Genomic DNA, 21958 nt, shown 5'->3' on the forward strand with positions numbered 1-21958 from the left:
AGGCACATCATGCAAATCAAACTCGCCAACCCACGTGGCTTCTGCGCCGGGGTGGACCGTGCGATCGAAATCGTCAATCGCGCGCTGGAAGTGTTTGGACCGCCGATTTACGTGCGCCATGAAGTGGTTCATAACAAATTTGTCGTGGAGGACTTGCGCAGCCGGGGCGCGATCTTCGTCGAAGAGCTGGATCAGGTGCCGGATGACGTCATCGTTATCTTCAGTGCCCACGGCGTTTCCCAAGCCGTGCGCACCGAGGCGGCGGGCCGTGGCTTGAAAGTCTTCGACGCCACGTGTCCACTGGTCACCAAAGTGCACATCGAGGTGGCCCGTTACAGTCGCGACGGTCGCGAGTGCATCCTGATCGGCCACGAAGGCCATCCGGAAGTCGAAGGCACCATGGGCCAGTACGACCCAAGCAATGGTGGCGCGATTTACCTGGTAGAGGATGAAGAAGACGTCGCCAATCTGCAGGTCGTCAACCCGGAGAAACTGGCGTTCGTGACCCAGACGACGTTGTCCATGGACGACACCAGCCGGGTGATCGATGCATTGCGCGCGCGCTTTCCGGCCATCGGCGGTCCGCGCAAAGACGACATTTGCTACGCCACGCAAAACCGTCAGGACGCGGTCAAGCAACTGGCGGACGAGTGCGACGTGGTGTTGGTGGTCGGCAGCCCGAACAGCTCCAACTCCAACCGTCTGCGCGAGTTGGCCGAGCGCATGGCGACCCCGGCCTACCTCATCGATGGCGCCGAAGACATGCAGCGCAGCTGGTTCGATGGCGTTGAGCGCATCGGCATCACCGCAGGTGCGTCTGCGCCGGAAGTGCTGGTGCGCGGTGTGATTCAGCAACTGCAGGCTTGGGGTGCAGTGGGGGCAGATGAGTTGGCGGGTCGTGAAGAAAACATTACCTTCTCGATGCCCAAGGAATTACGAGTCCAACAGATTCAGTAAGCCCGTCAGGCGCACGGTTCGGTGGTGTAGCCGCTGCTGCGCAGTGTGACGCGGCCGGTGACAGCAATCGCGATCTGATAATGACTGGCGGGAGCGTCTTTCAGACAAACCGCCAGTGTGCCGTTGGTGTTATTGAGCAGCCTGCCAGAACTGTCGAAGCCGATGCGCTGGGACACTCGACCGTTACCCACCACTTTTACGTTTCGGTGTCCGCTGCGCTCCGCCAACACCGCCTCATCGGCGTCCAGAAATTGGTTGCGATTGGTGTCGACGAACACTTGCCACCCCTGACTCCAGGCACGCTCCTGCGCCTGCATGATCACCGGCTGCCCCCGCAAAATGGCCTCGACCCGCGCCAGTCGTAAACCGCTGGCGAGTTGCTGAGCGGTGTCTTGACGGCGTTGCGAGTCGATCAACGCTCCGAAGGCCGGCGCGGCCAACGCGGCAACAATGCCTATTAACGCCAGCCCCGCCAACAGCTCAATCAGTGTCAGTCCCGTCTGTCTCACCGTCGTTGCCCCCTGATCGCGACGCGCCCCAGAAAACCCTCATTCCCGTGCGCTGACAAGGCCGTGGATTGTCAGCCGATATGTCCGCAAACAGGGGTTACACACCTATCAGGCAACCTCCCAATGATCGGCTTCACTGGTCTCTGCGCAGGGGCGAAAGGAGTGTTCGATGAGGCGGGTTTCAGGGCAGAGGGGGATGACGCTGATCGAAGTGCTGGTAGCGCTTCTGGTGATGTCCGTTGGCATTCTGGGCGTGGCGATATTGCAACTCAACGCGTTGAAACAGACTGATAGCGCGATGCGCAGCACCCAGGCCAGTTTTGTCGCCCATGACCTGTTGGAGCGAATCCGGGCCAATCCTGGCGCTGATTATGGTCTGGGTTCTCTCAGTCAGGCCCCCACCTCCGGCAACCCGAATATTCCCCGTGATCAAGACCTCTTCGACTTCGCTGACCAACTCCGCCGAATGCTTGGCAGCGACGTCGAGGCCTCCGTCGCACAGACCGCCGCCCGCGTCACCGTTACGCTGGATTGGAGCGACTCTCGGGCCCAAGGTGAAAACCCAGCACGACAAACCTTGACCCTGAGCAGCCTGACCCGACCCTCTCGGAGCGCAGAACCATGATCGCTCGCACCCAGGGGTTCGGATTGGTGGAGATTATGGTGGCGTTGGCCATTGGCCTAGTGATGTCCTTGGCCCTGACGCAGCTGTTCGCAACGGCCAAAAGCACCTACCTCAGTCAGAACGCGTCTGCCACCTTGCAGGAAGATGCGCGTTTCGTCCTCGCAAAAATGGTCCAGGAAGCGCGGGGGGCCGGGATGTTTGGCTGTCTGGGCACGGTTCAGGATTCCAGTGCCGGCGGCCGGTTCACCGACGCGTTCAACGCCCCCGTTCAGTGGGATGTGGGGCAGAAGTCATTGACCCTGATCACCACTCCGGCGGGCGCGGACAACCCTTGGCATGAGTGGGTGGTGCATACCGACTGCGTCTCAACCGCAGCGGCATGGTCACGCGGACGGGCCCCATCGTTGGCGCCTGGAGAGATCGCACTGCCGGTCCAGCGGCATGTGTATCGCCTCAATGAGCGGCGTAACGAACTGACCCTGGACGGTCAGCCGCTGTTGAGCAACGTCCGCGCCTTCAACGTGCTGTTCGGCGTGGCTGACTCGACCCATGAGCCGGGCATCACGCGCTACACCTCACAGCCCGATCACTCGCGCATTCGCAGCGTGCGCCTGACCTTGACGTTGTTCGACCCTGCGGACCGGACTCAAGAACAGACCTTCCACGTCGTTGCGGCCATCCGCAATCGTCTGAGCTGAGGAGTGGCGCATGAACAGGCAACGCGGAGTGGTATTGATCGTCAGTCTTGTCTTCCTGCTTTTACTCACGTTGCTCGCAACGTCCTCTCTGCAAAACGCCACGTTGCAGGAAAAAATGGCGGGCAGTGTGGCCCTACGTGACGTGTCGTTTCAAGCAGCGGAAGCTGTGCTACGAACTGCCGAGACCCATGTGCTCACCCCCGGATTTGCTCTGTCCAAATGCACGACACCCCGCACCTGCGTGCCGCCGCCCGAGGCATTGACCTTGACAGCCGCCGGCGAGGGCGGGGCGTCTGGCGTGATCTGGCGCGTCGCCCCAGGCGGTTTTTTCGGCATTCAGCATCTTGGTGAAACCGAAGACCTCATCGGCATGCCCAGCCCCGCGCGACCTCAAAAACTCTACCGCGTCACAGCCGTTGCTTTGCACGGGGCATCGCGAACCGTGCTGGAAAGTGTTCACACCCAAGAACGTCGCGTTCTGTGGCGACAGCGGCAGTGAGGAGCAGTGTATGACTGAACGAGGCTTCACCCTGATCGAACTGTCAATCGCCATCGCCCTCATCGCGATTCTGGCCGCCATTGCGTACCCGTCCTACACCGAACACCTGCGCAAAACCCGCCGCGCTGAAATCGCTACTTTACTGGTCGAAGAGGCTCATGGGCTGGAAAGGTTTTATTCACGGGCAGGACAGTACACCAACACCCAGGGACCGCCGGTGCGGGAGCATGAGGTGTCGGGAGGCAATGGGTTTTATAGGGTCGAGGCGGAACGCTCGGAGCAAGCGTTTGTACTCGTGGCGACACCGATTGCTGGAAGGCTGATGGCAGGGGATAAGTGCGGCGGGTTCGTGCTGGAGAACACTGGCAAACGCGACAACGCAGGGATGTCGGGGGATGCCAGTGTGCAGGGGTGTTGGGGGAGGTAAATGCGCTATTTGAAGCAGTCGGTGCCGCCGGTTGAAGTTTTGGTGCCTGCCTGATTGATCGTCAACGTCCCGCAGCTATCGGTCTTTTGGGTCCCCTGCGGTGCAACGGAAAACGTGTATGAGGTCGGCGTGCTAGCGACCGACAGGCTGTATTTACCGGTAGCTGATGCCGCCGTGAGGCCGATTTTGCTGATATCCGTGCCTATGTCATAGCTGTTGTTCTGCGCGTAATAACGCTCGATGCGTGCTGTAGCTTCGCTTAGCAATGCTGTCCCTTCTGACCGGTATCCCCGTTTCACATAGTTGGTATACGACGGATAGGCAATCGCCGCCAGAATCGCAACGATCGCCACCGTAATCATCAGCTCAATGAGGGTAAAACCGCGTTCTTTAGAAAGTCTGATAGTCATATTCAACGTTGCTCAAGGTGATGGGATCACGCGCCAGGATTGACGACCACTGTACTGAAAGCCGGTAAACGCAAGCATGGCACTGTTGAGTCCATCGCCGTTATAGACGGTCGACAACCCTGAAGGTCCGTTACCTGCGACGACCGCAAAGCCACCGGCGGCCGAATCAAACCCACTGATGATGGCGCCCGACAGCGTGTCTTCGACGCCAATGATGCCATTGCGGGAAAAGTCAAAGATTGAAAAAGCCGTTGCTCCGCCGGTGTTCGGATCAAGTCCCAGACGCTTGCCTTGGACGCCCGCATCGCACACGCCGGTAATCGGCGTGCGGGTGGCAACGAACAGAACGCTTCCCTGAATATCGAGCAGGTCGACCATTCGTTCACCGGTGGCTGTGGTTCCGCTCCTCAGATCCAGGTACCAGCCGTATTTGGTGGTCCAGTCGACGCCGTTGGTGGAAATTGTCCTGAATCCACTGACGCTTCCGATCGAACCATTGGCTGTGGACATCGTTTGCGCTTGCAGATTGCTGCGACTCAAAGCGGCTTGCGCAGTGGTCCCTGCAGGCGCAGTTGCCGTTTGCCCTGCCGTCAAAGGGTCCCATATGCCGTAAAGGGACTGGAGATCGGTGCTCGTCTTGTCCGCCGAAGTGAAATAGCGTCCCGTACCGAAAATGATCAGCGTACCGGTCCCTGATGGGTGCGGCCACACCACGGGAGGCGCCGTGATCGACTGCGCCGCGGCCCCGGCAGTCGGTGCCGATGCGGTGAATAAAGGTTTACCTGCGAAAGAGACTTTGTAATTGCTTGCCACGGCGGGATCGGTCAACGAGCCAGGTTTTATCAAGTCAAAGCGCCACAGGTTGCCCAGCAAGTCGCCGGCATAGGCATAGTCGGCGATGCCGTCGGAGTTGGCATCCAGGATGACCGGGCTGGACAACCCGTTATCCACTTTGGGGTTGCTGGCCGGCGTGGTCAGCTTGGCAATGCTTGCACCTGTTTCGGCGTTGAGGATGAACAGACTGGCATTGCCGTTGTTGCCGTTGTAGCCGCTGCCAAAAATCACGCCCCAATCACCGGTGTGCAGTTTGGAAATATAGGGCGTGGAATAGGTGTAGCCCAGATCTGTGTCGGTCTGTGACGTGAATTCCCACAACAGTTTGACGTTGTCGGGATCGGTCACATCCAGCGCAAACACTTCCTTGCCGCCGCCGCCCAATGTGCCCACCAGTACCGTATGCCATTCGTTGTCGCTGCTGAAATACACGTCGGAAACAACCGGCGTACCGTCAACGTAGAAACGGTGCAAGGAAGAGTCGGTGTTGTAAGTCTTGTTCGTCAGAACGCTCAAACCTGAGACGACCGCAGACGGAATGAACGCGAATGTCTCCGCGCCTGTCGAGGTATTGAAGCCATGCAGCATGCCGTCGTTGGCGCCTACGTAAACCTGCGAGCGGCGTCCGCTGGCCTTGGTCTGGAACGCTGCGTACTTCGTTGCCCCGCTGAGGAAGTCGCCCATAGACGTGAGAAATGTCGCCGAGTCCACGACCACCGGTTGCGAGTTGACGATATCGCCCAACGGCGTCAGACGCCGACGCCAGTTCCCGGAACCTTCGAGCGTGCGCACGCCTCGCAGAAATGACACCTGATCGGAAGTAAGACCTGTCTGATTCGATGAGGAGTACTGCCAGTTGGTCCCCGCAAAGCTGCGGCTGGCAAGGTTGCTGTACGTGAAGTCAACCAGCCCGTTCCCCGCCGCATTGGCGATCTTGATCGTCCTGCGATCCGGCGCCGGGAGGTTTTCCGAGGCGTTCCAGTTCACCGTTGCGGTTTTGCTGGTGCCTGTGGTGTCGTACGTTTCGGTGCTTTTCGTCAGATCGCCACTCCAAAGCGTGACATTGAAACTGTCGGTGTACGTCGACGTCGACGTGGATGCAGAGTTTGGCGGCGGGACCGCTGCGGGCGGCGCTACCGAAGTGTTTTTTTGCAGGATCTGACTGAAAGCCGCCTGCAGTTGGGCCTTGAGCGTCGATGCGCTGCTGACCAGGAAATAGTTGTCAGGTGTCCCGGGCTTGTTGGAGTCCCATTGCCCAGCCGCTGGCAGGCTGGTGGAGGTGTTACTCGAGTCACCAAATCCACCCCATTTCGCGGCATACCACAGCGGATCCATGAGATTGGTGACCGAACGCGCGGACGACGGCGTGAAGTTACGGGTTTTGAACGTCGCGCCATTGACCACCGTGCTACCTGACCTCATTCCGGGCAGCAGCGTGGCGGAGGTCGTGCAACCTGTGGCGCATGATCCGGGCAACTGGGTGCCGGGTGTATCCAGCGAATAGTGCTGGTTGCCGTTACCGCCGCCAGTCACTTCCAGATAGATGCCATCCTGCGTCGTGCCAGAAATCGTGTAGCCCATATGGGATTCATAGCCCGCCTGGGAATACTGGGTTTCAAGACGCACATCGAGGGTTGCGGTAGAGCCCGAGCCAATCACCGAAACGGTGTAGAGCACGATGGCGTCCATGTCATAGTCGCCGCCCTGCCCACTGTCGTCGAATACAACGCGGAACACAGCCTGCGCCCGGCCGCCGTTGATATTGGGGTTGGTAGGCTGGCCCGGCATGTTGTATAGCGAGTCGATATAGAAACCGGTGATCTGCTCGGTGACGCCGTTAGTGTTCACGACCTTGCCGAAAGGCAGCAGCGTGATGGTGCCCGTCCCAACAGGCATTTGAATGCGAGGCAATGTCGAAGACAGCGCGATAGAGAAGGTCTGCACCTTCTGGCTACCCACCGAACTGATGGGGTTGGTGTTGCCGAAGTAAGCCACGGCCCCGGCGTTGAACGTCCCCTGTTTGGCAGGCTCTTCCGGCAAGCCGCGGATGTTGCCCAGACTCGACGCGCTTTTGGCCGTGGGGGCCAAGTCATTCACAGTGGGCGTCTGACCGATGTTGATGTTTTTACTGCCAGTGCCGACGTCGTTGTTCCAGATCGTCTGGCCCAACGACGAGGCACTGAAATTCGCCAGCGCGGTGGTGGTAGCCGGCGCATTGGACGTGGTGTACGCACTGCCTGGCAAGTCGGAGTCATACGTCGGGCTGATGTCACTGAACAGCGTCTGGAAGGGCTTCGAGCAACTGGGATAGGTCGGCGGGTTTGCGTCCGGATTAGGGTTGGCAGAGTAGGGGTTGGACCATGTACTGAGGCCTGAGAGTCCGAGCGATGTATCGCTGGCACCCGACTGGTAGCCGGCGGTAGGCGTGGCCTGTGCAGTGCCATTGACGCCACTGAAGTAGCGCAGGGTTTCGAACATCATTTCTGCCAATGGGTTGCCCCAGTCCTGACAGGTGCCGTTGTCGATGGAGTTGCCCTGTGTCGTGCACGCGCCTTTTGAAATTTTCAGGTTATCCAGGGTGCTGATGATCCCCCCTTTGGTGTAGGCAGTACCTGCCGCATTGGGGGTGCCGAAAATACCGGTGGAGGTATCCACTTCGTTGGCAAAGCTACTGATAGCCTTACGGATCGCTCCACCTTGAAGGTTGTTTTGATAGGTGCCGGTCATCAATCCGAAGTACATCTGGTTGCCTTCACCATAGTCGTGAAGGATGCCGGTGGGCTTGGCATTGCCGTTGGGGTACACCTTGCAGTTGCTTTCGAGGGGGATGACCGGATCTTTTTTGCACACTTCCACCCGTACGTTGTAATCCGTCGGAGAGACGGTTACGTCGGTAAAAGGGGTGGTGGTCGTGTCAGTCGCTCTGACGCCGCCTTGTGTGGTTTCGCGGGAAACCCAGCCGAAGATACGCACGTTGGCGATGCTCGGAATTACCCGTAGCAGCGGTGCAGACACTTGAGTGTTGTTGGCGAACAACGCCCGGTTGCCGCCAGAGGGATTAGCGATAGGCGTGTAGTCGGACAGGTTGTAGCCGTCGATGGTCGGGCTGTTGTATTCCTTGCCCCACGTGTGCGCATCCGTCGGAATATAAGCGCGCTCCAGAATCGTCTGGGTGGCGGTATCGGTGCTGCGATAGCCGCCGTACAGCACCTTGCGCAGGGCGTCCGCCCGAGAAGTGGTCAGGTAGTTGAGGTAATCACCGCTCCATGTTCCCGGGCAGGTTTTCAGACTGGCCTTCGTGGTGTTCGACGAGGCGGTGAAATACCCGTTCGAGTAGGTGTAGCAGGTGAACGAGTCAAAATAGCCGAGGTAATCGATCGAGGGCTTGTAGCGGATATCGATCGTGCCATCGCCGTCCAGATCGGAAGCGTCGTTATAGGCCGGGAAGAACAATTTATGGTCCCGGCCAACCACCAACATATTCAAGGGTGGCACTGAGTTGTTGACGAATAACGGCACTTGCGCGGGCACTTGGCTCACGGCGGCCTGCGCCGTAGGGTGCGTCATCGCGCAGGCGGCCATGAGCGCTGCGACCAGCTTCACTGCTTTGGACGTGCGCAAGGCGGTCCAGTACTGGCGTGTGTTCATTAGTAATACCGGGCAATGACAGTGCGCAGGATAACGCGCGGGGTGGTCGTATCGCTGGTGCACAGTACCGTGGAGGCACAGGCATTGACTTCATAGTGGTGCGGGCCTTTGCCCGTCGCGAAATCATTTCCCTGGCTGGAACCGACCAAATTGCCGAGGTCCACGACGTACCACTGGACCCTGACGGCGTAGTTAGTCGTCACGCTGGTCACGTTATTGAGGTCACCTGTCGTGAAGCGCAGGGGCGTGTCTTTGCCAGCGGTCGCGGTGAGGTCTTTAAGCCCCCAGCGCACGCAAGAAGCGGCCGTGCATACGCTGTCCAGTGATGGCGCTTTGGTATAGCTGACACTGTTCTCGCCTATTCGCAATGCCCCTTCGGCGGCGTTGAACAGGGTCTTTTGGTTTTTCAGGTTGCCGGTGATGCGTGATTCCAGCGACACGCCCCGCATGCTCGACAGGGCCAGCAGCGTGATGATCAACAGCATCATGATTGCAACCAGTAACGTTGCGCCGGTCTGTCGATGACGACTCATCGATTGGCTCATCATATCGAGGCTCATTGCATCTGATTCCTCAACATGGTGGTGCCCTGAACGATCTGGTAGATCTGATTACCCTCAGCAGGCTTGGTCCCGAATCGTGCGTTCCATTCATCCAAAGCTTTCGATGTAGCTGTGGCTGAGTCGCGTAACGATGCGTTACCCGGGCTTTGCATCAACACCGAATAGCGCACGGCAAAAACAGTGTCGGTCGGGTTCGTGGCATAGCCGGTGACGGCTTTCTTTTCTTTCTGTCCGAACCCGTATTCGAAGTTCACCGCTGCAACGCCGGTGACCAGTTGCTGCGTCGTCGATCCGGACGTGCAACTGATCGAGTTGGTACCCCCGTCGAACCAGATTTTTTCGACCACGATCGGGTTGGCCTGCTGATATGGATTGAGTATGGTGTCCTGATCACCATTGCTCAATGCCGCGCCCTGGCAATTCACATCACCCTTGTTGGCGGCCTGGTAACGAATGCACAGCGAGGTCGCCGATACGGCGATGACCGATGTTCCATCAGGGAAGGTGCACCCTTGACCTGCGCCGAGTGGAAACGATGTGGTCGGCTTGCTTCGGTAGCCCGCCTTGGAAAGTTCCTGATTCAACACGGCGAGTGAGAACCGTGCGTTCTCCTGATTGCCCGATTGGCCTTGTTGAAACAAATAGCTTTTCTGGTTGTTGATGAAGATCTGAGTGACGCCGAGTATCAAAAACAGGCCGATGAGCATAGCGATCATCAGCTCGATCAAAGACAGTCCTCGTTGATGCCGTCGTAATCCGGCAAGCGTCGCTGGGTAATTCATTACAGGCGAGTCCTGATGCGGTAGGTGCAGGTGGTGTTTGTGCCAGTGACGTTCGGATCCATGCATTCCGCCGCAGATTTAACCGTCCAGGCGAGCTGAATTTCGATCTCGGTGTTGGTAGCACTGCTGGTGCCGCAGCCGGAGCTTGTCACGTCCCCCGGGATGACACTTCGGCAGATATAAAAAGCACTGTTGAGCAGGCCTTTTCCGTTCGGTAACGCGCGCCCCGCTTGGGCCGCCCAGCAGCCAATCTGCGCCGACAGCGTTGTAGGGGTCGGATTACAGCTGTCCGGAGCGGACGGGAAATCCGATCCCGGCGGCGTGATGCAGCCATTGGCCGTGGTACAGCTGCCAGCCGTGCGAATGATGTCGAGCAGGTCATCGGCCAGCATCATTGCCGTATTACGCTGCACCGAGTCCTGGGTATAAGGAATCGCCTTGCTTTGCAACGCGACCATGCCGAGAACGCCGATGGCTGTGATGAGCAAGCTCACCAGCACTTCGATCATGCTGAAGCCAGCGCTGAGGCGACGCGCGGACAAGCTCATCAGCAGCCACTCGGTTTGGTGGTGGAAGGGGCGGTAATGCGGCCGCTGGTTTGTAACGCAACGTACTGAGAAGCAACCGAGGTATCGGTCGGATAAAGAACCTGGAAACAGGCGGCTGTTGAGGCAGTGCCAGTGGACGAAAAGTCGACGCTGGTCGTTCCAGAGTTGATGGAGACACCGGTTTGTAAACCAGTGGCGCCGATCTGTCTCAGTACCGAGCCCGATCCCGTACCAGGCCCCAGTTTTACGATGATATTGGTCGTGTTGACCGCAGCGCTAATGTTCACCGTCGTACCCCGGGTCACTGCTTCTGCGCGCGCGTATTGCATCAGGTCATAGAACTCATCTGCGGCCGCTCTGACATTCATCCGATGCAGCAACCCCGAAAAACTCGGCATCGCAATCGCCGCGAAGATCCCCACGATCACTACCACCACCATCAATTCGATCAAGGTAAACCCGCCGCTCTTGTCCCCAAGCGGACCTTGCCAGCTGCGACGCGAGTTCGGGCGCGTAATGCCAGAGCTGAAATCCATCGAGGAAATTCCGTTTTACGTTCGAAATATGGTGATACTACTCAGGTTCGAAGTCGCTATGTAGTGGATGGTCGGGGATATTCGCCGGACCAGTGGCATGGTGATGTCGTCGAGTACTTTTGGGGGTCGATTTGTCTGCGATGTGGCAGGCGAAAATCGGCCTTGGGTTTCTCTTGATGATCGGGTTCTGCATGTCAGGGCAACGCGTGGTAATCGTCGGTGGTGGCGTCATTGGTCTGTTGACCGCTTTCAACCTTGCGGGCAGGGCGCAAAGCGTCGTGGTGGTCGAGCGTGCGGGGGTGGGGCAGGAGTCTTCTTGGGCGGGCGGCGGCATTGTGTCGCCGCTGTATCCATGGCGCTACAGCCCGGCGGTGACGGCGCTGGCGCATTGGTCGCAGGATTTTTATCCGCGTCTGGCCGAGCGGCTGCTCGACGCCACCGGGATTGATCCGCAAGTGCATACGACGGGGCTGTACTGGCTCGATCTGGATGATGAGCCGCAGGCGCTGGCGTGGGCGCAACGGTTGGACCGGCCGTTGCGTTCGGTGGACATTTCGGCGGTCTACGATGCCGTGCCCGTGATGGGCAGCGGTTACTCACGCGCCATTCACATGGCCGATATTGCCAACGTGCGCAACCCTCGGCTGGTGAAGGCGCTGAAAGCCGCGTTGCTGGCGCTGCCGAATGTCACGCTCCATGAGGATTGTGAGGTCAGCGAGTTCGTGCGTGATGACGACCGGGTCATCGGCGTGAGTACAGCGGCGGGCGACGTGCTGGGGGACAGCGTTGTGTTGGCAGCGGGGGCCTGGAGTGGCGATCTCCTCGCCAGGCTCGGGCTTGAATTGCCCGTCGAGCCCGTAAAGGGGCAGATGATTCTGTACAAGTGCGACGCGGGTTTTCTGCCGAGCATGATCCTCGCCAAAGGCCGCTACGCGATTCCGCGACGGGATGGGCACATCCTGATCGGCAGCACGCTGGAGTACGAGGGCTACGACAAAACCCCGACCGGCAACGCGCTTGAAAGCCTCAAAGCATCAGCTGTGGAGTTGATTCCAGCACTGGCCGACGCCGAAGTAGTGGGGCATTGGGCGGGGCTGCGACCGGGTTCGCCCGAAGGCATTCCGTTCATCGGCCCGGTGCCGAATCACCCAGGGCTGTGGTTGAACTGCGGGCATTTCCGCAACGGCCTGGTGCTGGCGCCCGCGTCGTGTCAGTTGCTGGCGGATCTACTGACAGGGGATGCGCCGATCATTGACCCAGCCCCGTATGCGCCAGACGGTCGTCTGTCTCATCAACCTGCTTGCAGCCGTTGAGGCGTCCCATACGATCATTCCCAAACCGGGAATGGTCGTATCCAATTTTTGACCTTGGACGGCCTTGGGTCACTCCAGTCCCAATTTCTTTAACCGGTACCTCATTGACCGGAACGTCAGGTTCAGCCGTTGGGCGGCGGCAGTTCTGTTCCAGCGCGTTTCCTCCAGCGCCTGAAGGATGAGCTTTCGCTCGATGCTTTCCAGATAGTCTTCCAGATTGTCGATGTCGGCGAGGCTAGGACCGTCCTGTTCTGAAGAGGTGGCGGGCTCGGCCAGACGCAGATCATCGGCGTTGATCTGGTCGTTTTCGCACAGCGTATGGGCCCGTTCGAGCATGTTTTCCAGTTCGCGAACGTTGCCGGGGAAGCGGTAGCCCTTGAGCGCGGCCAACGCTTGGGGTGTCAGCCGGGCAGCGGGCTGGTCGGCCTGTTCGGCCAAGCGGCGCAGGACATTGTTGGCGATGTCTTCAATATCTTCACGGCGTTCGCGCAGTGGCGGTACGCGAAGTTCGATGACGTTGAGGCGGTAGTAAAGGTCCTGGCGGAAACGCTGCGCCGCCACTTCGATGCTGAGATCCTTATGGGTGGCGCACAGGACGCGAACGTCCACCACCTGTTCCTGTTGCCCCCCCACCGGGCGCACGGATTTTTCCTGAATCGCGCGCAGCAGTTTCACCTGCATCGCCAATGGCAGGTCTGCCACTTCGTCCAGAAACAACGTGCCGCCGTTGGCAACCTGGAACAGCCCGGGCTTGTCTTCGTGGGCGCCGGTGAAGCTGCCTTTGCGGTGGCCGAAGAATTCGCTTTCCATCAATTCGGACGGGATGGCGCCGCAGTTGACTGGGACGAAAGGCTTGTCGATGCGCGGGCCTTGTTCATGGATCAGGCGGGCCACCAATTCCTTGCCGCTGCCGGATTCACCACTGATGTAAATGGGGGCCTGACTGCGTGCCAGTTTGCCGATCTGTTTGCGCAAGGCTTGCATGGGCGGCGACGTGCCGAGCAGGCGGTTATCAATGCTGTTTTCATTGAGCGGCGCCGTACGCAGACGCAACGCGCTCCCCACCAGTTCACGCAGTCGACTCAGGTCAACCGGCTTGGTGAGAAAGTCGAACGCCCCGGCTTTAAGGGCATGAATCGCAGTGTCGAGGCTGCCGAACGCGGTAATCATCGCCACCGGCACCTGAGCGTGGCGCTTCTGGATGTGCTGCACCAGCTCCAGGCCATTGCCGTCGGGCAGGCGCATGTCGGTCAGGCACAGGTCGAATGGCTCACGCGCCAACCAGTCCTGGGCTTCCTTGACATTCCGCGCGCTGCGAGTGTCGAGTTTCATCCTCCCCAGCGTGATCTCCAACAGTTCGCGAATGTCGGGCTCATCGTCGACGATCAGGATTTTTTGCCGTTGGCTCATGTTCAACTCAATTTGAACGGATGGGCGAAGGTGATCCGCATACAACTGCCACCACCTTCCCGTGGTGTGTAATCGAGGTTCGCCTGATTGCTTTCGCACAATTCTCGCGAAAGGTACAGTCCGAGTCCCGTGCCTTTGCTTTCGGTGGTGAAAAACGGCTCGAAGATTTTCGACAGATGCTCGGGGGCGACGCCGGGGCCGTCGTCCAGCACTTCAAGGCTTGGCAGGTCGCTTTGAACGTCATGAAACAGCCTGAGCCACACTTGCGCATGTTCATGTAACTGGCCGCTGTAACGCAGGCCATTCTGCACCAGATTGGTCATGACCTGCTGAAGCTGTTCGGCATCGATTCGGGTGGTCAGGGTGCCGAAGCCGATGTCCAGATGCACGGATTGGTCAGCAGGCAAGCGGCTGCGAAAGTCATCGACGAAATGCTCGAGCCACTGCCGGAGGTCGAGCAGGTGAGGTTCGGTCTGACGTCGCCGCGACAGCTGCAACACGTTTTCAATCACCAGATTCATCCGTCGCGATTGATCTTGAATGATCTGACTGAGACGTCGGTCCGGCGCGGCCAGCTCCTCGGATTCGAGCAGCAACTGGGCAGCATGGCTGATCGCGCCCAAAGGGTTGCGGATTTCATGGGCAATACCTGCGGTCAGCCGGCCGAGCGCGGCGAGCTTGAGTTGCTGGGCCTGCTGGGAAATTTGCGAGAGGTCGTCGAGAAACACGAGCGTATGCCGTTGCTGGCCTCGGGTCAGGGCAATGAAGCCGGGCCGCAGCACCGGGCCGATGGCGGAGGTTGTCATGCTGCGGGGGATCATCGACGAGTTGATCTGCCATTGCCGCAGCCGTTCGACCAATTGGGGCGAATACAGATCGATGGCCTCACCGAGCAGACGCTCGTGGCCCAACAGTGTCAGGGCGCTTTGGTTGGCCAGCAGCACCTTGTGATCGGCGTCCAGCACCAGAATGCCCGTTCGCATGCGTTGAAGTATCAGCGCGTTGAGTTCTTCGAGGTTATCGACGTCGGCGGCGCGTTGCTCGGCGATGTCCTCACTGACCTGCAAGCGCCTCGCAAGGGTTTGCACCAGCATCGCTGCCGCAAAACACAACGCCCCGAGAGACCCGGCCTGCACGAAATGGTTGGCCGCTGCGGGCTTGTGATAGCTGATATAGAACGTCAGGTAAATGATGCCGATTGCCGAGATGGCCGCGATCAGAAGGCCTATACGTTTGCGCAGCAGCACATTGCTGATCGCGACCGACGCGACGATCAGGTTACCGATGCCGCTCGGTGCGCCACCGCCTGCGTAAAACAGGGCGCAGAGCATGACTGCGTCGGTCAACGCCAGGGTGAACAGCTGCCCTTGGCGAGTGGGTCGTTCGAGCAGCACGACCACCAGAATGTTGAACACCAGGTACAGCCAGCAGCCGGTGCGAAACAGTTCGATGTCCGCCAGCTCAAGCAACTCGGCATCCAGACTGCTGGAAATCAGCAACACCAGAAGGATGCCGATGCTCAGGCGGTAGAGGTGATACAACCGCAGGATGCGTCGGGCCTGTGGGGTGGCCAGCGACAGGGTTTCAACGGTCACGGGCTGCAGGGCCCTGAAGCCGGTGCGCTTCGGTGCAATACCATTGCTGGTCCTGGCTTAGCGCTCGATCGCGGGGGACGTGAACGCCACAGTGTGCGCAACGCACCATGGGAGCGGCGTCGGTTTCGGGCGCAGCCGGTTTTGGCCGGGAGGCAGGGCCTTTGGTCAGGCGTTTGAAGAACCAGATCGCGGCCATGATCAGGACGACCCACATAATCAAGCGAATCATGTTTACCAGCTTAGTCAGTGAAGATGTCGCAGTGTAGCCAAGGCGCTGGCAAGCGCACAGTGAGCAACGCCGTCGCAGCGTGTCGGAAATGAAAAAGAGGTCCCGTAGGACCTCTTTCTGTGTGGCGCGGGCGCTGAGACGGGATCAGTCGAACAGGCCGAACGTCATGTAGCTGAAGATCGAGCGGCTTTTCGGCGTGCCGTCGTCGTCAGTGTTTTTGGTTTCTTCGGTCTGGTTCTCAGGCAGCAAGTCTGCCGGAATCGCTTCCTTGGCGTCTTGATACTGCTTGATCACGTCCTGGTTGGCGCGCGTTTCTCCCGGCGGCAGCGGAGGGCGGCTCTCGATCAGGCCCAGCGTCGCTTTCGACAGCCACGAACGGTTGTCCGGGTCCGGCGTGCGCGCGTTGAACTTGCCGTCGGCCAGTTGCGGGTGATCCGGGTAGTTGGCTTTCAGGACTTGCAGGCTGGTGTCGGCCAGATCGTCCAGGTGCAGACGCTGGTAGCCTTCGACCATCACCGCCAGGCCGTCGCCGACCGAAGGGGTTTCCTGGAAGTTTTCCACGACGTAGCGGCCACGGTTCACGGCTGCAACGTAGGCCTGACGGGTCAGGTAGTAGTCGGCAACGTGAATCTCGTAGGCGGCCAGCAGGTTGCGCAGGTAGATCATGCGCTGCTTGGCGTCAGGTGCGTAGCGGCTGTTCGGGTAGCGGCTGGTCAGTTGGGCGAATTCGTTGTACGAGTCGCGGGCGGCGCCAGGGTCACGCTTGGTTTGGTCCAGCGGCAGGAAGCGCGCAATGATGCCGACGTCCTGGTCGAATGAAGTCAGGCCCTTGAGGTAATAGGCGTAGTCGACGTTCGGATGTTGGGGGTGCAGACGAATGAAGCGTTCGGCGGCGGATTTGGCGGCTTCAGGCTCACCATTCTTATAGTTGGCGTAGATCAGTTCCAGCTGAGCCTGGTCGGCGTAGCGACCGAATGGGTAGCGGGATTCCAGCGCCTTGAGTTTTTCGCTCGCGCTGTTGTAGCTGTTGTTGTCCAGATCGGCCTGCGCCTGCTGGTACAGCTCGACTTCACTGAGGTTTTCGTCGATGACTTCTTTCTTCGAAGAACAGGCAACAGTAAGTCCGAGGATGGCTATCAGCAGCAGGTGTTTCACTTGCATGGCGGCTTGCGTCCCTATAACGGCCTGCTGTCTTGCGCAGGACCGTCCTGTTATGATGGGCGCCCCGTGGAACCCCCGGGACAAAAGACGCCGTATTTAACCACAAGCGCACAGCCGAAACCAAAGGCCAGTGCCACCTCCTAGTTTGAGCATGTCTGAGATCATTGAACTTCGCGCAGAGGTGCCGTCCGAATTGGGCGGTCAACGCCTCGACCAAGTCGCCGCCCAACTCTTCGCCGAGCACTCGCGCTCGCGCCTTTCCGCCTGGATCAAAGACGGCCGCCTGACTGTGGACGGCGGCGTTCTGCGCCCGCGCGACATCGTACATGGCGGCGCGGAGCTGATCCTCAAAGCCGAGCAGGAAGCCCAGGGCGAGTGGGTCGCCCAGGACATCGAGCTGGATATCGTCTATGAAGACGACCAGATTCTGGTGATCAACAAGCCGGCCGGTCTGGTTGTGCATCCGGCGGCAGGGCATGCCGATGGCACCTTGCTCAACGCGCTGCTGCACCACGTGCCGGACATCATCAATGTGCCGCGTGCTGGCATCGTGCATCGTCTGGACAAGGACACCACCGGTTTGATGGTGGTGGCCAAGACCATCCAGGCGCAGACCCAGCTCGTCACCCAATTGCAGAAGCGTACGGTCAGCCGGATCTACGAGTGCATCGTGATCGGCGTGGTCACCGCTGGCGGCAAAATCAACGCACCGATTGGCCGCCATGGCCAGCAGCGTCAGCGCATGGCCGTGATGGAAGGCGGCAAGCCTGCGGTCAGTCATTACCGTGTGCTGGAGCGTTTCCGGTCTCATACGCACGTGCGGGTCAAGCTGGAAACCGGTCGTACTCACCAGATTCGCGTGCACATGGCGCACATCAACTTCCCGTTGGTGGGCGATCCTGCCTACGGTGGTCGCTTCCGCATCCCGCCTGCAGCGAGCCAGACCATGGTTGAGTCGCTGAAACACTTCCCGCGTCAGGCCCTGCACGCGCGCTTCCTTGAGCTTGATCACCCCACCACCGGTCAGCGCATGAGTTGGGAATCGCCGCTGCCGGAAGATTTCAACTGGCTGCTGTCGTTGCTCAAGCAAGACCGCGAGGCGTTCATCGGATGAGCGAGTTCGTGGCGGACTGGCTGATTCCCGACTGGCCTGCGCCGGTGGGCATCAAGGCGTGCGTCACTACTCGCTCCGGCGGCGTCAGCGTGGCGCCGTTCGACAGTTTCAACCTGGGCGATCATGTCGATGATGATCCTGATGCGGTCGCGCAGAATCGTTCGACATTGACGACTGCGCTGAATGTTCAGCCCGCCTGGCTCAAGCAAGTGCACGGCGTTAACGTCGTCGAAGCGTTGCCTGCTCAGGTGATGCAAGCAGATGCCAGTTGGACCAAGACGCCGGGTACCGCCTGCACGATCATGACCGCCGACTGCCTGCCGGCGTTGTTCTGCCACCGACAGGGCACGCAGGTCGCAGCGGCCCATGCCGGTTGGCGCGGTTTGGCGGCGGGTGTGCTGGAGGCGGCGGTCGATAGTTTCGCCGATGCGCCTTCCGACATTCTCGTCTGGCTGGGGCCGGCCATCGGTCCCCAGGCGTTCGAAGTCGGCCCGGAAGTGCGGGAAGCCTTCATGGCGACCCATCCGCAGACGGCGGAGGCCTTCACGCCGAGCGTCAACGGTGGAAAGTTCATGGCCGATATCTACCAGCTGGCACGGCTGCGCTTGGCGGCCCATGGCGTGACGGCGGTGTACGGCGGCGGACTGTCGACGTACGACGATGAGCGTTTTTTCTCGTATCGTCGAGGTGCACGGACCGGGCGGTTTGCTTCGTTGGTGTGGATCGAACGCTGACCTGAGACGATTGCCATTCCTGTAGGAGTGAGCTTGCTCGCGATGGTGTCTGTCCAGTCAGTGCGACGATGGCTGGACGTGCGCGATCGCGAGCAAGCTCGCTCCTACAATGGAATGCATTGTGAATGGAGATATCGGTCCGTCTCCGCTGGCAAGCCCTGCTACTAGCGAGATATCCCCTTCATAAATCCCTCCCGCCAGCTAATGTTGTCCTGTGTCAAGCGTCCGCCGCTTGAATCCTGTTAAATCGGCCACATCTAAAGGCTATCTGGCAGGTTTTCTTCATTAAGGTGTGTTCATTGCTCCGGCCTGCCCATTAGGAAGGTGACCAATGCGTATTGACCGTTTAACCAGCAAACTTCAGCTTGCTTTATCCGATTCCCAGTCTCTGGCGGTGGGCATGGACCATCCCGCCATCGAGCCCGCGCATCTCATGCAGGCGCTGCTCGAACAACAGGGTGGTTCGATCAAACCGCTGCTGCTGCAAGTCGGCTTCGACATCAACAGCCTGCGCAAGGCGTTGAGCAAAGAACTCGACCAACTGCCCAAGATTCAAAATCCGACTGGCGATGTGAACATGTCGCAGGACTTGGCGCGTCTGCTCAATCAGGCTGACCGACTGGCCCAGCAGAAGGGTGATCAGTTCATCTCCAGTGAACTGGTGCTGCTCGCCGCGATGGATGAAAACAGCAAACTCGGCAAATTGCTGCTCGGCCAGGGCGTGAGCAAGAAAGCGCTGGAGAACGCCATCAGCAACCTGCGAGGCGGCGACGCGGTGAATGATCCGAACGCCGAAGAGTCGCGTCAGGCACTGGACAAGTACACCGTCGACCTGACCAAGCGCGCTGAAGAAGGCAAGCTCGACCCGGTGATTGGCCGCGACGATGAAATTCGCCGGACCATTCAAGTGCTGCAGCGCCGCACCAAGAACAACCCGGTGCTGATCGGTGAGCCTGGGGTGGGCAAAACCGCAATTGCCGAAGGTCTGGCTCAGCGCATCATCAACGGCGAAGTGCCGGATGGCCTGCGCGGCAAGCGTTTGCTGTCCCTCGACATGGGCGCGCTGATTGCCGGTGCCAAATTTCGCGGCGAGTTCGAAGAGCGCCTGAAAGCCGTGCTGAACGAGCTGTCCAAGCAGGAAGGGCAGATCATCCTGTTCATCGACGAGCTGCACACCATGGTCGGCGCAGGCAAAGCCGAAGGTTCCATGGACGCCGGCAACATGCTCAAGCCTGCGTTGGCGCGGGGTGAGCTGCATTGCGTGGGTGCGACGACCCTCAACGAATACCGTCAATATATAGAGAAGGATGCAGCCCTTGAGCGGCGCTTCCAGAAAGTGCTGGTGGACGAGCCGAGCGAAGAAGACACCATCGCGATTCTGCGTGGCTTGAAAGAGCGCTACGAGGTCCACCACAAAGTCGCGATCACCGACGGCGCGATCATCGCAGCGGCCAAGCTGAGCCACCGCTACATCACCGATCGGCAGTTGCCGGACAAAGCCATCGACCTGATCGACGAAGCCGCCAGCCGCATTCGCATGGAAATCGACTCCAAGCCTGAAGTGCTGGATCGTCTAGAGCGTCGCCTGATTCAACTGAAGGTCGAATCCCAGGCGCTCAAAAAGGAAGACGATGACGCTGCGATCAAACGCCTGGAAAAGCTTCAGGAAGAAATCGGCCGGCTGGAACGCGAGTACGCTGATCTGGAAGAAATCTGGACCTCTGAAAAGGCCGAGGTGACCGGTTCTGCGCAGATTCAGCAGAAAATCGAACAGTCACGCCAGGAGCTTGAAGCCGCTCGTCGTCGGGGCGATCTCAATCGCATGGCCGAATTGCAGTACGGGGTGATTCCCGATCTGGAGCGCAGCCTGCAGATGGTCGATCAACACGGCAAGCCGGAAAATCAACTGCTGCGCAGCAAGGTAACCGAAGAAGAGATCGCCGAAGTCGTGTCGAAATGGACCGGGATTCCCGTGTCGAAGATGCTCGAAGGCGAACGCGACAAGCTGCTAAAAATGGAAAGCCTGCTGCACCAGCGCGTCATTGGGCAGAACGAAGCGGTGGTGGCCGTGGCCAATGCCGTGCGTCGTTCGCGGGCGGGCTTGTCCGACCCGAATCGCCCGAGCGGCTCGTTCATGTTCCTCGGCCCGACCGGGGTGGGTAAAACCGAACTGTGCAAGGCGCTGGCCGAATTCCTGTTCGACACTGAAGAGGCGATGGTCCGCATCGACATGTCCGAGTTCATGGAGAAGCATTCGGTGGCGCGTTTGATCGGTGCGCCACCTGGCTATGTCGGGTACGAAGAGGGGGGTTACCTGACGGAGGCCGTGCGTCGCAAACCGTACTCAGTGATCCTGCTGGACGAGGTCGAGAAGGCTCACCCGGATGTCTTCAACATTCTGCTGCAGGTGTTGGAGGATGGGCGACTGACCGACAGCCACGGCCGGACCGTCGATTTCCGCAATACAGTGATCGTCATGACCTCCAACCTGGGCTCCGCGCGCATTCAGGAACTGGTGGGTGATCGTGAAGCGCAACGTGCGGCGGTGATGGACGCCATCAGCACACACTTCCGTCCTGAGTTCATCAACCGGGTCGACGAGGTGGTGATTTTCGAACCGCTGGGTCACGACCAGATTGCGGGAATTACCGACATTCAGTTGGGCCGTTTGCGTCAGCGTCTGGCCGAGCGTGACCTGGCTCTGGAACTCACGCCGGAAGCGCTGGAGAAGCTGATTGCGGTGGGCTACGACCCGGTCTATGGCGCGCGTCCTCTCAAACGTGCGATTCAACGCTGGATCGAAAACCCGCTGGCTCAGCTGATTTTATCCGGCGGCTTCATACCGGGCAGCACGATCAAGGGCACGGTGGAGAACGACGAGATCGCATTCGTCTGATCGCTTGCTTCTATATAGAAAACAAGAAAGGGCGTTTCCTACGGGGGCGCCCTTTTTCACGAGCGCCTGAAAAGGGGCTCTATCCTGCGTTTTTCGGGCCGCGCAGGCCTTCTCGAAAAAAAGTCGCAAATCATTGTCTTAAAAGCAATTTGGAGGGTTGACACCTGTTTCTGGGAATGTAGAATAGCGCGCCTCAGAGACGTGAACGCAGCGATGCAGACAGGTCAAAGGGGCTGAAAATGCAATAGATTCAGAGCGGTGGGTGCTTGATTCGTCTCGCACAGAAATACTGAATTTGTTGTGTTGAAGCGCGTCAAACGCTGCATCTGAAATTGATTGATTTGAAAGAATCGTTCCGTGATAGCTCAGTCGGTAGAGCAAATGACTGTTAATCATTGGGTCCCAGGTTCGAGTCCTGGTCACGGAGCCAATTTCCAGAGGTAGTACCGTCGGGGTATAGCGCAGTCCGG

At 59.2% G+C, this 21958-nt stretch carries 20 protein-coding genes and 1 tRNA gene; 10 read left to right on the plus strand and 11 right to left on the minus strand.

The window, feature by feature from the left end; all coding sequences use genetic code 11:
- Positions 1–9: 9 nt before the first annotated feature.
- Complete coding sequence (gene ispH / locus B3N48_RS01995) at positions 10–957, plus strand: 4-hydroxy-3-methylbut-2-enyl diphosphate reductase (protein WP_296178858.1); 948 nt, start codon at positions 10–12, stop codon at positions 955–957.
- Positions 958–962: 5 nt separating this feature from the next.
- On the opposite strand, the gene B3N48_RS02000 is transcribed toward ispH, so the two are convergent.
- Positions 963–1466 carry a GspH/FimT family pseudopilin gene (locus tag B3N48_RS02000; RefSeq protein WP_296178859.1) on the minus strand — a complete coding sequence of 168 codons (504 nt, stop codon included), beginning with the start codon at positions 1464–1466 and terminating at the stop codon, positions 963–965.
- A 169-nt stretch (positions 1467–1635) separates the two neighbouring features.
- Between B3N48_RS02000 and pilV (B3N48_RS02005) the strand changes: the two genes are divergently transcribed.
- The 4 genes from pilV (B3N48_RS02005) to B3N48_RS02020 are packed head-to-tail and all read left to right on the plus strand — an operon-like array spanning position 1636 to position 3715.
- Entirely contained in the window at positions 1636–2091 is a 456-nt protein-coding gene (gene pilV / locus B3N48_RS02005) for a type IV pilus modification protein PilV (RefSeq protein ID WP_296178860.1), read from the plus strand.
- The gene (locus tag B3N48_RS02010) at positions 2088–2789 is read left to right on the plus strand and encodes a PilW family protein (protein WP_296178861.1); all 702 of its coding nucleotides are present in this window, start codon (positions 2088–2090) and stop codon (positions 2787–2789) included. The genes pilV (B3N48_RS02005) and B3N48_RS02010 overlap by 4 nt, the downstream gene beginning before the upstream one ends.
- Before the next feature lie 10 nt (positions 2790–2799).
- Positions 2800–3288: a pilus assembly PilX family protein gene (locus tag B3N48_RS02015; RefSeq protein ID WP_296178862.1), complete on the plus strand. Its 489-nt coding sequence runs from the start codon at positions 2800–2802 to the stop codon at positions 3286–3288.
- 10 nt (positions 3289–3298) lie between these two features.
- Entirely contained in the window at positions 3299–3715 is a 417-nt protein-coding gene (locus B3N48_RS02020; protein ID WP_296178863.1) for a type IV pilin protein, read from the plus strand.
- A 5-nt stretch (positions 3716–3720) separates the two neighbouring features.
- On the opposite strand, the gene B3N48_RS02025 is transcribed toward B3N48_RS02020, so the two are convergent.
- From B3N48_RS02025 to B3N48_RS02050, 6 genes are read right to left on the minus strand one after another with little or no spacing between them, the layout of a single operon-like run.
- Positions 3721–4125, minus strand: coding sequence for a type IV pilin protein (locus B3N48_RS02025; protein WP_296178864.1), 405 nt, complete (start codon positions 4123–4125; stop codon positions 3721–3723).
- Positions 4126–4137: 12 nt separating this feature from the next.
- Positions 4138–8607 carry a pilus assembly protein gene (locus tag B3N48_RS02030; RefSeq protein ID WP_296178865.1) on the minus strand — a complete coding sequence of 1490 codons (4470 nt, stop codon included), beginning with the start codon at positions 8605–8607 and terminating at the stop codon, positions 4138–4140.
- Positions 8607–9167 carry a pilus assembly PilX family protein gene (locus tag B3N48_RS02035; protein WP_296178866.1) on the minus strand — a complete coding sequence of 187 codons (561 nt, stop codon included), beginning with the start codon at positions 9165–9167 and terminating at the stop codon, positions 8607–8609. The genes B3N48_RS02030 and B3N48_RS02035 overlap by 1 nt, the downstream gene beginning before the upstream one ends.
- Positions 9164–9952, minus strand: a complete 789-nt coding sequence (locus B3N48_RS02040) for a PilW family protein (RefSeq protein WP_296178867.1) — start codon at positions 9950–9952, stop codon at positions 9164–9166. Before B3N48_RS02040 ends, B3N48_RS02035 begins: the two co-directional genes overlap by 4 nt.
- A complete protein-coding gene (pilV, locus tag B3N48_RS02045; RefSeq protein ID WP_349677016.1) occupies positions 9952–10500 on the minus strand; it encodes a type IV pilus modification protein PilV in 549 nt (182 codons plus the stop codon). Before pilV (B3N48_RS02045) ends, B3N48_RS02040 begins: the two co-directional genes overlap by 1 nt.
- Positions 10500–11036, minus strand: a complete 537-nt coding sequence (locus tag B3N48_RS02050) for a GspH/FimT family pseudopilin (RefSeq protein WP_296178869.1) — start codon at positions 11034–11036, stop codon at positions 10500–10502. Before B3N48_RS02050 ends, pilV (B3N48_RS02045) begins: the two co-directional genes overlap by 1 nt.
- A 191-nt stretch (positions 11037–11227) precedes the next feature.
- Here B3N48_RS02050 and thiO point away from each other — a divergent pair, with 191 nt between their 5' ends.
- Positions 11228–12349 carry a glycine oxidase ThiO gene (thiO, locus tag B3N48_RS02055; protein WP_296178870.1) on the plus strand — a complete coding sequence of 374 codons (1122 nt, stop codon included), beginning with the start codon at positions 11228–11230 and terminating at the stop codon, positions 12347–12349.
- Positions 12350–12418: 69 nt separating this feature from the next.
- Here thiO and B3N48_RS02060 read toward each other — a convergent pair whose 3' ends face one another.
- From B3N48_RS02060 to B3N48_RS02075, 4 genes are all read right to left on the minus strand, one after another.
- Positions 12419–13759 (minus strand): sigma-54-dependent transcriptional regulator, encoded by a 1341-nt coding sequence (locus tag B3N48_RS02060; protein WP_296178871.1) that lies wholly within the window; start codon positions 13757–13759, stop codon positions 12419–12421.
- A 2-nt stretch (positions 13760–13761) separates the two neighbouring features.
- On the minus strand, positions 13762–15354 hold the full coding sequence (locus B3N48_RS02065) for a sensor histidine kinase (protein ID WP_296178872.1): 1593 nt from the start codon (positions 15352–15354) through the stop codon (positions 13762–13764).
- Entirely contained in the window at positions 15344–15583 is a 240-nt protein-coding gene (locus tag B3N48_RS02070; RefSeq protein ID WP_296178873.1) for a PP0621 family protein, read from the minus strand. The genes B3N48_RS02065 and B3N48_RS02070 overlap by 11 nt, the downstream gene beginning before the upstream one ends.
- 144 nt (positions 15584–15727) lie before the next feature.
- Positions 15728–16744, minus strand: a complete 1017-nt coding sequence (locus tag B3N48_RS02075; RefSeq protein ID WP_296178874.1) for an outer membrane protein assembly factor BamD — start codon at positions 16742–16744, stop codon at positions 15728–15730.
- Between the two features lie 151 nt (positions 16745–16895).
- Here B3N48_RS02075 and rluD point away from each other — a divergent pair, with 151 nt between their 5' ends.
- The 4 genes from rluD (at position 16896) to B3N48_RS02095 (ending at position 21918) form a co-directional block, all read left to right on the plus strand.
- Positions 16896–17858 carry a 23S rRNA pseudouridine(1911/1915/1917) synthase RluD gene (gene rluD / locus B3N48_RS02080; RefSeq protein ID WP_296178875.1) on the plus strand — a complete coding sequence of 321 codons (963 nt, stop codon included), beginning with the start codon at positions 16896–16898 and terminating at the stop codon, positions 17856–17858.
- Positions 17859–17866: 8 nt separating this feature from the next.
- Positions 17867–18592, plus strand: a complete 726-nt coding sequence (gene pgeF / locus B3N48_RS02085) for a peptidoglycan editing factor PgeF (protein ID WP_296179130.1) — start codon at positions 17867–17869, stop codon at positions 18590–18592.
- A 331-nt stretch (positions 18593–18923) separates the two neighbouring features.
- Positions 18924–21488 carry an ATP-dependent chaperone ClpB gene (clpB, locus tag B3N48_RS02090; protein ID WP_296178876.1) on the plus strand — a complete coding sequence of 855 codons (2565 nt, stop codon included), beginning with the start codon at positions 18924–18926 and terminating at the stop codon, positions 21486–21488.
- 354 nt (positions 21489–21842) lie between these two features.
- A tRNA-Asn gene (locus tag B3N48_RS02095) sits at positions 21843–21918 on the plus strand.
- Positions 21919–21958 lie beyond the last annotated feature (40 nt).

The organism is Pseudomonas sp. UBA1879 (assembly GCF_002338065.1).
Classification (GTDB): Bacteria; Pseudomonadota; Gammaproteobacteria; order Pseudomonadales; family Pseudomonadaceae; genus Aquipseudomonas.

What these genes read in the sequence shown, in the direction of transcription:
- pilV (WP_349677016.1), bottom strand. Translation starts at nt 10,500, where the DNA reads ATGAGCTTGTCCGCGCGTCGCCTCAGCGCTGGCTTCAGCATGATCGAA.
- B3N48_RS02010 (WP_296178861.1), top strand. Translation starts at nt 2,088, where the DNA reads ATGATCGCTCGCACCCAGGGGTTCGGATTGGTGGAGATTATGGTGGCG.
- B3N48_RS02020 (WP_296178863.1), top strand. Translation starts at nt 3,299, where the DNA reads ATGACTGAACGAGGCTTCACCCTGATCGAACTGTCAATCGCCATCGCC.
- rluD (WP_296178875.1), top strand. Translation starts at nt 16,896, where the DNA reads ATGTCTGAGATCATTGAACTTCGCGCAGAGGTGCCGTCCGAATTGGGC.
- B3N48_RS02075 (WP_296178874.1), bottom strand. Translation starts at nt 16,744, where the DNA reads ATGCAAGTGAAACACCTGCTGCTGATAGCCATCCTCGGACTTACTGTT.
- thiO (WP_296178870.1), top strand. Translation starts at nt 11,228, where the DNA reads ATGTCAGGGCAACGCGTGGTAATCGTCGGTGGTGGCGTCATTGGTCTG.
- B3N48_RS02035 (WP_296178866.1), bottom strand. Translation starts at nt 9,167, where the DNA reads ATGAGCCTCGATATGATGAGCCAATCGATGAGTCGTCATCGACAGACC.
- B3N48_RS02040 (WP_296178867.1), bottom strand. Translation starts at nt 9,952, where the DNA reads ATGAATTACCCAGCGACGCTTGCCGGATTACGACGGCATCAACGAGGA.
- clpB (WP_296178876.1), top strand. Translation starts at nt 18,924, where the DNA reads ATGCGTATTGACCGTTTAACCAGCAAACTTCAGCTTGCTTTATCCGAT.
- B3N48_RS02060 (WP_296178871.1), bottom strand. Translation starts at nt 13,759, where the DNA reads ATGAGCCAACGGCAAAAAATCCTGATCGTCGACGATGAGCCCGACATT.
- ispH (WP_296178858.1), top strand. Translation starts at nt 10, where the DNA reads ATGCAAATCAAACTCGCCAACCCACGTGGCTTCTGCGCCGGGGTGGAC.
- B3N48_RS02070 (WP_296178873.1), bottom strand. Translation starts at nt 15,583, where the DNA reads ATGATTCGCTTGATTATGTGGGTCGTCCTGATCATGGCCGCGATCTGG.
- B3N48_RS02025 (WP_296178864.1), bottom strand. Translation starts at nt 4,125, where the DNA reads ATGACTATCAGACTTTCTAAAGAACGCGGTTTTACCCTCATTGAGCTG.
- B3N48_RS02030 (WP_296178865.1), bottom strand. Translation starts at nt 8,607, where the DNA reads ATGAACACACGCCAGTACTGGACCGCCTTGCGCACGTCCAAAGCAGTG.
- B3N48_RS02050 (WP_296178869.1), bottom strand. Translation starts at nt 11,036, where the DNA reads ATGGATTTCAGCTCTGGCATTACGCGCCCGAACTCGCGTCGCAGCTGG.
- pilV (WP_296178860.1), top strand. Translation starts at nt 1,636, where the DNA reads ATGAGGCGGGTTTCAGGGCAGAGGGGGATGACGCTGATCGAAGTGCTG.
- B3N48_RS02015 (WP_296178862.1), top strand. Translation starts at nt 2,800, where the DNA reads ATGAACAGGCAACGCGGAGTGGTATTGATCGTCAGTCTTGTCTTCCTG.